Annotated in this window: 10 protein-coding genes; 8 read left to right on the top strand and 2 right to left on the bottom strand. The window is 70.8% G+C overall.

Annotated features, from left to right (window positions below; translation table 11 throughout):
- The 6 genes from malQ to alc all read left to right on the top strand — a co-directional run.
- A partial coding sequence (malQ, locus tag CCS38_RS33370) for a 4-alpha-glucanotransferase (RefSeq protein WP_223737147.1) occupies positions 1–1,512 on the top strand: 1,512 nt, incomplete at its 5' end.
- Positions 1,513–1,560: 48 nt separating this feature from the next.
- Entirely contained in the window at positions 1,561–1,803 is a 243-nt protein-coding gene (locus tag CCS38_RS33365) for a hypothetical protein (protein WP_223737144.1), read from the top strand.
- 207 nt (positions 1,804–2,010) lie between these two features.
- On the top strand, positions 2,011–2,988 hold the full coding sequence (locus CCS38_RS33360) for an acyl-ACP desaturase (RefSeq protein ID WP_223737142.1): 978 nt from the start codon (positions 2,011–2,013) through the stop codon (positions 2,986–2,988).
- Between the two features lie 121 nt (positions 2,989–3,109).
- Positions 3,110–4,081 carry a DMT family transporter gene (locus tag CCS38_RS33355; protein ID WP_372457188.1) on the top strand — a complete coding sequence of 324 codons (972 nt, stop codon included), beginning with the start codon at positions 3,110–3,112 and terminating at the stop codon, positions 4,079–4,081.
- Between the two features lie 17 nt (positions 4,082–4,098).
- Positions 4,099–5,016 carry a LysR family transcriptional regulator gene (locus CCS38_RS33350; protein ID WP_223737140.1) on the top strand — a complete coding sequence of 306 codons (918 nt, stop codon included), beginning with the start codon at positions 4,099–4,101 and terminating at the stop codon, positions 5,014–5,016.
- Between the two features lie 143 nt (positions 5,017–5,159).
- On the top strand, positions 5,160–6,305 hold the full coding sequence (gene alc / locus CCS38_RS33345) for an allantoicase (protein WP_223737138.1): 1,146 nt from the start codon (positions 5,160–5,162) through the stop codon (positions 6,303–6,305).
- A 219-nt stretch (positions 6,306–6,524) separates the two neighbouring features.
- On the opposite strand, the gene pepN is transcribed toward alc, so the two are convergent.
- Positions 6,525–9,095 (bottom strand): aminopeptidase N, encoded by a 2,571-nt coding sequence (pepN, locus tag CCS38_RS33340; protein ID WP_223737136.1) that lies wholly within the window; start codon positions 9,093–9,095, stop codon positions 6,525–6,527.
- A 123-nt stretch (positions 9,096–9,218) separates the two neighbouring features.
- Between pepN and CCS38_RS33335 the strand changes: the two genes are divergently transcribed.
- Entirely contained in the window at positions 9,219–9,449 is a 231-nt protein-coding gene (locus tag CCS38_RS33335) for a ribbon-helix-helix domain-containing protein (RefSeq protein ID WP_223737134.1), read from the top strand.
- Positions 9,436–9,783, top strand: coding sequence for a type II toxin-antitoxin system PemK/MazF family toxin (locus tag CCS38_RS33330; RefSeq protein ID WP_223737132.1), 348 nt, complete (start codon positions 9,436–9,438; stop codon positions 9,781–9,783). The genes CCS38_RS33335 and CCS38_RS33330 overlap by 14 nt, the downstream gene beginning before the upstream one ends.
- Before the next feature lie 70 nt (positions 9,784–9,853).
- Here CCS38_RS33330 and CCS38_RS33325 read toward each other — a convergent pair whose 3' ends face one another.
- Positions 9,854–10,885, bottom strand: coding sequence for an aspartate-semialdehyde dehydrogenase (locus CCS38_RS33325; RefSeq protein ID WP_223737130.1), 1,032 nt, complete (start codon positions 10,883–10,885; stop codon positions 9,854–9,856).
- Positions 10,886–11,186: the final 301 nt, after the last annotated feature.

Below are 11,186 nucleotides of genomic sequence, written 5' to 3'. Positions count from 1 at the left end.
TCCTCGCGCCGCTTCCCCGACCCCGTACATCTGCGGATCGCTGACGTGCCCGAATTCGGGCAGCTCTCCGGCGCGGCCCGGCAGCGGGCCGACGAGCTGGCCGGGATGGCCGCCACGCTGCGGGACGCCGTCCTGAAGAACGGCGCGCTGATCGACCGGGACGCGGTCTGGGAGCTGAAGAAGGAAGCGCTGGAGCTGCTGCGGACCGTGCCGCTGAGCACGTCCCGGCAAGCCGCGTACGAGGCGTTCCGCGCCGTCCAGGGCCGCGACCTGGAGGACCACGCCACCTGGTACGCACTGGCCGAGGAGCACGGCCCGGACTGGCGCAAGTGGCCCGACGGGCTGCGCGACCCGCGTTCGGCCCGCACGGAGCGGATGCGGCGTGCCCTGGCCGACCGCGTCGACTTCCACCGCAGGGCCGCCTGGCTCACCGACGAGCAGCTCGGCGCCGCGCAGCGCACCGCACGCGAGGCGGGCATGAGCGTCGGGCTGGTCCACGACCTGGCCGTCGGGGTCCATCCGACCGGGGCCGACACCTGGGCCCGGCAGGACGCCTTCGCGGCCGGCATGTCCGTCGGCGCGCCGCCGGACGCCTTCAACTCGCGCGGCCAGGACTGGGGGCTGCCGCCGTGGCGTCCCGACACGCTCGCGCGGACCGGGTACGCGCCCTTCCGCGCGCTGCTGCGCGGCCTGCTGCGGCACGCGGGCGCGCTCCGTATCGATCATGTGATGGGCCTGTTCCGGCTGTGGTGGATCCCGGAGGGCCGGCCGCCCACGGAGGGCGCTTACGTCCGGTACGACGCCGAAGCGATGCTCTCCGTCCTGGCGCTGGAGGCGGCGCGGGCCGGCACCACGGTCATCGGCGAGGACCTGGGGACGGTCGAGAACGGGGTGCGCGAGGCGCTGGAGGGGCGCGGCGTCCTCGGTACGTCCGTCCTGTGGTTCGAGCGCGACTGGACCGCCGAGGGGCAGCCGCCGCTGCCGCCGCAGGACTGGCGCGCGGACTGCCTGGCGACCGTCACCACGCACGACCTGCCCAGCACGGCCGGGCGGCTGACCGGCGAGCACACCGAGCTGCGGCACCGCATCGGCCTGCTGGACGGCTCGCTGGAGGAGGCGCGGGCCGCCGAGGCCGCCGAGGTCGCCACCTGGCTGGAGTGGCTGGTCGGGCTGGGGCTGCTGCCCGAGGGCGCGGCCACCGGGGACGCCGTGGCCGACGAGGAGACGGCGGTCGCGGCGCTGCACCGCTTCCTGCTGCGGTCCCCGGCCCGGATGGTCGGCGTGTGGCTGCCGGACGCGGTGGGCGACCGGCGGCCGCAGAACCTCCCCGGTACGTCGGTCGAGTACCCGAACTGGCGGCTGCCGGTCGCGGCGCCGGACGGGCGGCCGGTGACGCTGGAGGAGATCATGGAGTCGCCGCGGCTGCGGGCGCTGATGCGCGAGTTCGAGGCCGTACCGGACGGATCAGGGGCCGTACCGGACGGAGAGGTCGGCGGCGAGGTCAGCCGTTAGGGCACCCCGAGCGCGCGGGTCGTTCAGGCGTCCGATACGTTGAGGTACGTGAGCAACAAGGTCAAGAACCACGCCCTGCGCGCCGGAACGATCACCGCCGGTACCGCGCTGATGCTGCTGATGTCGTCCCCTGCTTTCGCGCTCACCCGCGACGACGGTGACGACCCGGGTCCGGGCCTGAGCGTCGTCGAGACGCTGGGTCTCTACGTCGCGCTGCCCATCGTCCTCTTCCTGGTCATCGCCGGCCTGGTCATGGCGGGCGACAAGTCCCGCAAGGCCGAGAAGAGCTGACCCCCGGCCTTCCGGGCTCACCACCACAGACTGCAAGGCGCCGAACGGTTCGCAGGAACCGTTCGGCGCCTTTTGTCGTGCCGACAGGGTCCATTTTCCGACGATTCGCCCTGTTGCTCTGGCGATGCGTCTTGACGTGGAACTAACCTACGATGCCGTAACCTACGGTCCCGTAAGGTTTTCTCCACGTCCCCAGGAGACCCCCGTATGACCATCGCCCCCGCCCACCATGACGGAGAGCGCGGCCAGACCGCCTGGAGTGACGCTCAGCTCCTTTATGCGCTCGAAGAGGTCGTCGAGAAGGAACTCAACCGCCACCTGGCGATAGCCAAGGAGTGGATGCCGCACGAGTACGTGCCCTGGAGCGACGGGCGGAACTTCGACGGCGTGATGGGCGGTGAGCCCTGGGCGCCCGAGCAGTCCAAGGTCACCGACATCGGCCGCACCGCCCTGGTCGTGAACCTGCTCACCGAGGACAACCTCCCCAGCTACCACCACGAGATCGCGACCCTCTTCGGACGGGACGGCGCGTGGGGCACCTGGGTGCACCGCTGGACGGCCGAGGAGGGCCGGCACGGCATCGTCATGCGGGACTACCTGATGACCAGCCGCGCCGTCGACCCGGTCCAGCTGGAACGCTTCCGCATGGCGCACATGGAGGAGGGCTTCGAGTCCGACAACAACCACAGCATGCTGCACTCCGTGGCATACGTGGCCTTCCAGGAGCTGGCGACCCGCATCTCACACCGGAACACCGGACGGCACTCCGGCGACCCGGTCTGCGACCGGATGCTCGCCCGCATCGCCACGGACGAGAACCTCCACATGCTCTTCTACCGCAACCTCCTCGGGGCGGCCTTCGAGCTGGCGCCCGACCAGACCATGTGCGCCGTGCGCGACGTGGTCGTGAACTTCCGGATGCCCGGACACGGGATGCCCGGCTTCGAGCGGGCCGCGGCGCGCATGGCGATCGGCGGGATCTACAACCTGCGGATCCACCACGACGACGTGATCCAGCCGGTGCTGCGCTTCCTGAAGGTCCTGGAGATCGGCGGCCTGGGCCCCGAGGGCCTGAAGGCGCAGGAGGAGCTGGGGCTCTACCTGGGCGGCCTGGACGACCAGGCGCGCAAGTTCGACGAGCGGCTCGCGGCCCGCGAGGCCCGCAAGGCGGCCCGCCAGGGCTGACGCCTCCTCCTTTCGGGCTTACTTTCAGTTTGCCTGAAAGGAATCGTCAGAAACATTCGATGGACCTGATGGATTCCGGGCTGTCACGGTAGGTGCGATCCGCACCGACCGAAGGGAAGCCGTGACAGCCCTGGAGAACGAAGCAGCCGTACGGACCGGGAGCGAAGCCCGGTCCGTACGCCCCGCCGCCCGGCGCGCCGCGCTCACCGGCCTCGCGCTCGCGCTGACCGCCACCGTCTTGTGGTCCGGCAGCTTCGTCGCGACCCGGGCGCTGCACGACGACGTGCCGCCCGTACAGGCCGTGTTCTGGCGGTGGGTGATCGCGCTGCTCGTTGTGGCGCCGATGACGCTCCCGCAGGTCTGGCGGCAACGCGCGCTCATCCGCCGCCACTTCCGCTTCCTCCTCCTGGCCTCGCTGCTCGGGGTCTCCCTCTACAACACCCTGGTCCACCAGGCGGGGCTGACCACCACGGCCGGCACCATGGGCATGATCATGGCCGCGTCGCCCACGCTGATGGCGCTGTTCGGGCGCTTCGGGCGCGGCGGCGAGCGGATCGGCCCCCGGCGCGCCGCCAGCATGCTGGTCGCGACCGCCGGCGTCCTCACCCTGCTCGGCAAGGGCGACCCGACGGCCCTGTTCCGGCTGGACCTGGCCGGTGGCGGGCTGTGGATGCTGGCCGCCATGGCCTGCTTCTCCGGGTACAGCGCACTGGTGCGCCACAAGCCCGCGGAGCTCGCCGGCCCGGTCTTCCTCTGCGTGACCTTCCTCATCGGCACGGTGCTGCTGGCGCCCGCCTACGCCGTCAGCCTCACCGTGCAGGGCGGCTTCGCGCTCGGCGTCGACACGGTCGGCCCGCTCCTCTACGTCGGGATCTTCTCCTCCGCGGTCGCCTTCTTCACCTGGAACAAGGCCATCGCGCTGGTCGGCGCGGCCCGCGCGGGCGCCGTCTACTACCTCCAGCCGGTCTGCGTCGCCCTGCTCTCCCTCGTGCTGCTCGACGAACACACGGGCCCGGTGCAGATCCTGTGCATGGTGCTGATCCTGGGCGGCGTGGTGCTCGCCGCCGGTGTACCGCGAAGAGCTGGCCGGTGACCGCATACGCTGCCCGCATGGCCGACTGGGACATCAAGAAGCTGCGTATCCTGCGCACACTCGGCGAGCTGGGCACGGTGACCGCGACCGCCGAGGCGCTGCACATGACGCCCTCGGCGGTCTCGCAGCAGCTGACCGGGCTCGCCAAGCAGCTCGGGGTGACTCTCCTGCAGGCGCACGGCCGGCGAGTACGCCTCACCGACGCGGCCCACCTCGTCCTCCGGCACGCCGACGCGGTCTTCGCGCAGCTGGAGCGGGCGGACGCCGAACTGCTCGGGTACTTGCAGGGCGAGGCCGGCGAGGTGCAGGTCGGCGCGTTCTCCACGGCGATCCCGGCGCTGGTGGTGCCGGCCGTCGAGCAGCTGCGGCGCACCCATCCGGGCCTGGTCGTACGGGTACGGGAGGCCGAGGCGGCCGAGGCGTACGAGCTGCTCTCGGAGGGCAGCGTGGACCTCGCGCTCTCCCTCGCGGCGCACGCACCCACCCCGCGCGACCCCAAGTTCGCCCGGCTGTCGCTGCTCGCCGACCCGCTGGACGTGGCGCTGCCGGCCGGGCACCCGCTGGCCGCCGAGCCGGGGCTGCGGCTGGCCGATCTCGCGGGCGAGCCGTGGATCTTCGGGCGCAGCGGACCGTGGTCCCAGATCACCACCAATGCCTGCGAGAGCGCCGGGTTCGTACCGGAGCAGGCGCACGCGGCGGCCGACTGGGCGGCGATCCTGGCGATGGTCGCCGCGGGCATGGGCGTGGCGCTCGTCCCGCGCATGGCGATGCGGCCGGAGCGCGGCGGCGCCGGGGTGGCGGTCCGGGTGCTCCACGCCGACCAGCCGCGCCGTCATGTCATCGCGGCGGTGCGCCGGGGGGCCGAGGACGCGCCGGGGATGGCGAAGGTGCTGGCCGCGCTGCGGCACGTGGCGGCGGGACTGTCCGACCAGTAGCCGGTCGCCGACCCGTCCCCCGATCCTTCAGCTCGCCTTAAAGGCCACTCCAGAAACTTTCGATAGACCTGCCCGAACACCTCTGCGAAGGTCAGTAATGAGCGCTTCCGGGCGCTCCCACCACCGGACGACGAAGGGCAGAGATGACCACCACCCCGGCCGCCTCCTCCACTGATCCGCACGCCAACGACGCCGCCCCGTACGGCGGTGGCGACCCCTACGCCGACTACCGCGACGGGGACTACGCCTTCACCTCGCTCGTCGACCTCGCCGACCGCCGCTTCGGTGCCGGTGTCATCGCCGCGAACGACGAGTTCTTCGCCGAGCGCGAGAACCTGCTGAAGCGCGAGCGCGCCGTGTTCGACCCGGAGCACTTCGGGCACAAGGGCAAGATCATGGACGGCTGGGAGACCCGGCGCCGCCGCGGCGCCGACGGTGACCACCCCTTCCCGACCGACGACGAGCACGACTGGGCGCTGATCCGCCTCGCCGTCCCCGGCGTGATCCGCGGCGTCATCGTCGACACTGCCCACTTCCGCGGCAACTACCCGCAGCAGGTCACCGTCGAGGCCACCTCCGTACCGGGCAGCCCGAGCCCGGAGGAGCTGCTCGCCGACGACGTGAAGTGGGAGGAGATCGTCCCCCGCACGCCGGTGCGCGGCCACGCCGCCAACGGCTTCGAGGTCACCGCCGAGCGCCGCTTCACCCACCTCCGCCTCAAGCAGCACCCCGACGGCGGCATAGCCCGCCTCCGCGTGCACGGCGAGGTCGTGGCCGACCCGGCGTGGCTGGACGTCCTGGGCACCATCGACCTGGCGTCCGTACTGAACGGCGGCGCGGTCGAGGACGCCTCGGACCGCTTCTACTCCTCGCCGACCCAGATCATTCAGCCCGACCTGTCCCGCAAGATGGACGACGGCTGGGAGAACCGCCGCCGCCGCGTCAAGGGCACCAACGACTGGGTCCGCTTCCGCCTCGCCGCGCAGGGCGAGATCCGCGCGATCGAGATCGACACGGCGTACCTCAAGGGCAACTCCGCGGGCTGGGCGGCGCTGTACGGCTGCGACGGCACCCCCGAGGACGAGTCCTCGTGGTTCGAGATCCTGCCGAAGGCGAAGCTGCAGCCGGACACGCCGCACCGGTTCGCGCTGCCGCGCGCAGTGACCGCCACGCACGTCCGGCTGGATGTCTTTCCGGACGGCGGCCTCGCCCGTATGCGTGTGCACGGTGAGCTGACCGAAGCCGGCCGCGCCGAACTGCGCCGCCGCTTCGATGAGGTGAACGGCTGACGTCGTTCCGCACGACTCGTCCGGCGGACGGCCGCGCACGATCGCGCCGACGCCGGACGGCACCACGAAGGAGGGGGTGCCCCTCCGCGCGCGACCGTCCCGCCGCGTGGGTTGCCCGCGCAGTTCCCCGCGCCCCTTAAGGGGCGCGGGGAACTGCGCGCTCAGCCACAGCGCAGGGGGAGCCGAGCGCGGAGGGGCGGGGCACCCGCGTACGTCGGCTCAGGCCGCGGCAGCGGCATCGGCTGCCTGGGCCTTCAGGGCCCGTTCCACCCCCGCCCGGTTCTCCGTCACCAGGCGGCGCAGTGCCGCGCTCGGCTCCGCCGAGGCGAGCCAGGCGTCCGTCGCGTCCAGCGTCTCCTGCGAGACCTGGAGCGAGGGGTAGAGCCCGACGGCGATCTGCTGCGCCATCTCGTGGCTGCGCGCCTCCCACACGCTCTTCAGCGCGTCGAAGTACTTCCCGGTGTACGGGGCCAGCAGCTCGCGCTGGTCGGTCTGGACGAAGCCGCCGATGACGGCCTCCTGCACGGCGTTCGGGAGCTTGTCGGTCTCGACCACCGACGCCCACGCCTCGGCCTTGGCCTCGGCCGTCGGGCGGGCCGCGCGGGCGGTCGCGGCGTACCGCTCGCCCGCCGAGGTCCGGTCCCGCTCCAGCTCGGCCGTGATGGCCTTCTCGTCGGCGCGGCCGGTGGCGGCCAGCCGCTGCAGCAGCGCCCAGCGCAGCTCCGTGTCGACGGCGAGGCCGGTGATCTCCTCCGTGCCGTCGAGGAGGTTCTGCAGGAGGTCCAGCTGCGCGGTCGTACGGGCCGTCGCGGCGAACGCGCGGGCCCACGCCAGCTGGTGGTCGCTGCCGGACTCGGCGGCGCGCAGCTGCTTGAGGCAGGCGTCGGTCCACTTGGCGAGGCCGGTCTCGCGCCACTCCGGCGCGGCGTACAGCTCCAGCGCCAGCTTCACCTGGCGGTGCAGCGACTGCACCACGCCGATGTCGGACTCCTTGCCGATGCCGGACAGCACCAGCTCCAGGTAGTCGCGGGTGGCCAGCTCGCCGTCCCGGGTCATGTCCCAGGCCGAGGCCCAGCACAGCGCGCGCGGCAGCGACTCGGAGAAGTCGCCGAGGTGCGCGGTGACGGTCTTCAGGGACTCCTCGTCGAGGCGGACCTTGGCGTACGAGAGGTCGTCCTCGTTGAGCAGGATGACGGCCGGGCGCGGGGTGTTCGCCGGGAACGGCACCTCGGTGCGCTCGCCGTCCACGTCCAGCTCGATCCGGTCCGAGCGGACCAGCTTGCCGTCCTTCAGGTCGTAGCAGCCGACCGCGATGCGGTGCGGGCGCAGCACCGGCTGGCCCGTCGCGCCCTCGGGGAGCGCGGGGGCCTCCTGGCGGATGACGAGGGAGGTGACGTTGCCGGCCGCGTCCGTCTCGACCTCGGGGCGGAGGATGTTGATGCCGGCCGTCTGCAGCCACTTCTTCGACCAGGTCTTCAGGTCCCGGCCCGAGGTCTCCTCCAGCGCGCCGAGCAGGTCGGAGAGCCGGGTGTTCCCGTACGCGTGCGCCTTGAAGTACTGCTGCACGCCGCGGAAGAACTCGTCCATCCCGACATAGGCCACGAGCTGCTTGAGCACGCTCGCGCCCTTGGCGTACGTAATGCCGTCGAAATTGACCAGCACATCATCCAGATCGCGGATCTCCGCCATGATCGGGTGCGTGCTGGGAAGCTGGTCCTGCCGGTACGCCCACGTCTTCATGGAATTCGCGAAAGTGGTCCAGGAATGCGGCCACTTGCTCCCCGGCGCGTATGCCTGGCAGGCAATGGAGGTGTACGTCGCGAACGACTCGTTCAGCCACAGGTCGTTCCACCACTCCATGGTGACCAGATCGCCGAACCACATGTGCGCGAGCTCGTGGAGAATGGTCTCCGCGCGCACCTCGTACGCCGCGTCCGTCACCTTCGACCGGAACACGTACTGGTCGCGAATGGTGACCGCGCCCGCGTTCTCCATCGCGCCCGCGTTGAACTCCGGCACGAAGAGCTGGTCGTACTTCGCGAACGGGTACTCGTAGTCGAACTTCTCCTGGAACCAGTCGAATCCCTGCCGGGTGACCGCGAAAATCTCCTCCGCGTCCAGGAATTCGGCGAGCGAGGGCCGGCAGTAAATGCCCAGCGGCACCCGCCGCCCGTCCTTCTCGTAACTGCTGTGCACGGCGTGGTACGGGCCGACGATCAGCGCGGTGATGTAGCTGGAGATCCGCGGCGTCGGCTCGAAGGACCACACATTGTCCTTGGGCTCCGGCGTCGGGGAATTGGACACCACGGTCCAGCCCTCGGGCGCCTTCACCGTGAACTGGAACGTGCCCTTGAGGTCCGGCTGCTCGAAGGAGGCGAATACCCGCCGGGCGTCCGGCACCTCGAACTGCGTGTACAGATAAGCCTGCTGGTCCACCGGGTCGACGAAGCGGTGCAGCCCCTCACCCGTATTGGTGTAGGCGCAATCCGCCACGACCTTCAGCTCATTGCGTCCGGACCGCAGTCCCGTCAGCGCGATCCGCGAGTCCTGGAACACCGTGGCGGCGTCCAGCTGCGCGCCGTTGAGTACCACTTCGTGCACGGCCGGCGCCACCAGATCGATGAACGAATCCGCACCGCCCTCGGCCACGTCGAAACGCACCGTGGTCACGGACCGGAATACGCCCCCCTCCTGCGCGCCGCTCAGATCCAGATCGATCTCGTACGCGTCGACGGTCAGCAGGCGCGCCCGCTCCTGCGCCTCTTCGCGGGTCAGATTCGTGCCAGGCACGCGGTCATCTCCTCCGGTATGCGTTGCATGCGACGTTCCCGCCATCCTTCCACGCCGGGCCCCCTGGACGGCGAGTGGTATTCCAGGTAGTAAGGATCTTCCTACCTGGGTAGCATTGATGGCATGAAGATCAGTGTGAGCCTTCCACAGGAGGACGTGGCCTTCGTCGACGAGTACGCCACGAGAACGGAAGCCGAGTCGCGGTCCGCCGTGATACACGCCGCCATCGAGATGCTGCGCGCCGCCGAGCTGGAGGCGGAGTACACGGAAGCCTTCGAGGAATGGGACGCGAGCGAGGACGCTGCGCTCTGGGACCAGGCGGCCGCCGACGGGCTGGCCGATGCGCCGCGGTGACATCTATCTGATCGACTTCGAGCCGGTCAGGGGCAGCGAGGCGAACAAGGCGCGCCCGGCCGTCATCGTGTCCAACGACGCGGCGAACTCGTCTGTGGAGCGGCACGGCCGAGGCGTGATCACAGTGGTCCCCCTGACGTCGAACACCGCTCGGGTGCTCGCGTTCCAGGTGCTGCTGCCGGCTGGTGACTGCGGCCTCGCCAAGGACTCCAAGGCCCAGTGCGAGCAGGTCCGTGCGGTCGCGCCGGAGCGTATGAGGCAGCGCGTCGGAGCGGTGCCGAGGGCGCGGATGGCCAAGATCGACGCGGCGCTGCGGCGGCACCTGGCGCTCTGACGGAACGTTGAAACGGCGGGGCCCGTACGGAGGTGATCCGTACGGGCCCCGCGGTCGTACCGGGCGGGCGTCAGCCCTTGAGCTCGGCGGCGACCAGTTCCGCGATCTGGACGGCGTTGAGCGCCGCGCCCTTGCGGAGGTTGTCGTTGGAGAGGAAGAGCGCCAGGCCGTGCTCGACCGTCTCGTCCTTGCGGATGCGGCCGACGTAGGACGGGTCCTGGCCGGCGGCCTCCAGCGGGGTGGGCACGTCGGAGAGGGCCACGCCGGGCGCGCCCGCCAGCAGCTCGGTCGCCCGCTCGGGGCTGATCGGGCGCTCGAAGCGCGCGTTGACCTGGAGGGAGTGGCCGGAGAAGACCGGGACGCGCACGCAGGTGCCGGAGACCTTCAGCTCGGGGATCTCCAGGATCTTGCGGCTCTCGTTGCGGAGCTTCTGCTCCTCGTCGGTCTCGTTGAGGCCGTCGTCCACGATCGAGCCCGCCATCGGGAGCACGTTGAAGGCGATGGGGCGGACGTACTTGTTCGGCTCGGGGAAGTCGATCGACGAGCCGTCGTGCGCCAGCTTGGTCGCGTCCTGGTCGATGGCCTTGCGAGCCTGCTCGTCCAGCTCCTCGACGCCGGCCAGGCCGGAGCCGGAGACCGCCTGGTAGGTGGCGACGACGAGGGCGGTGAGGCCGGCCTCGTCGTGCAGCGGGCGCAGCACCGGCATCGCGGCCATCGTCGTGCAGTTCGGGTTGGCGATGATGCCCTTGGGGCGGTCCGCCACCGCGTGCGGGTTCACCTCGGAGACCACAAGGGGGACCTCGGGGTCACGGCGGAAGGCGGAGGAGTTGTCGATCACGACCGGACCGGCCGCCGCGACCTTGGGCGCCAGCTCCTTGGCGGTCGCGCCGCCCGCGGAGAAGAGGACGATGTCCAGGCCCGAGTAGTCGGCCGTCGCCGCGTCCTCGACCGTGATCTCGGTGTCCTGCCACGGGAGCGTACGACCGGCGGACCGCGCCGAGGCGAACAGCCGCAGCTGCTCCACGGGGAAGTTCCGCTCGGCGAGAATCCCTCGCATCACACCGCCGACCTGGCCGGTGGCTCCGACGATTCCGATCCTCATGGCACTCCTTCTAGGGAACTGGCGACGATTTCCAACGGGAAACCCTGCTCAGAAGTCCCTCCATCATGCGTGTGACACCCGTCGCCTTGTCCAATCCGTTTCAGGGAGTGAGCGCGGGGCAAGGAGTGTGCCTCTGGGGCAAAGGACTTCTGAGCAGCTACTTCTCTCCCATAATCTCGCAGACGAAGAAGTGTGCGAAGACAGGCGAAGGTCACAACGAGGTGCCGGCGCGAAAGACGCACGTACCGGTACTGAACGGGGCGCAGCCCGCCCCCGGAAAGGCTCCCGTGACCGCCCCTGC

Source organism: Streptomyces purpurogeneiscleroticus (assembly GCF_020024005.1).
Taxonomy (GTDB): Bacteria; Actinomycetota; Actinomycetes; order Streptomycetales; family Streptomycetaceae; genus Streptomyces; species Streptomyces purpurogeneiscleroticus.
The sequence above is the reverse complement of the archived record's forward strand: the minus strand, read 5'-3'. Positions and strand labels throughout refer to the sequence as shown.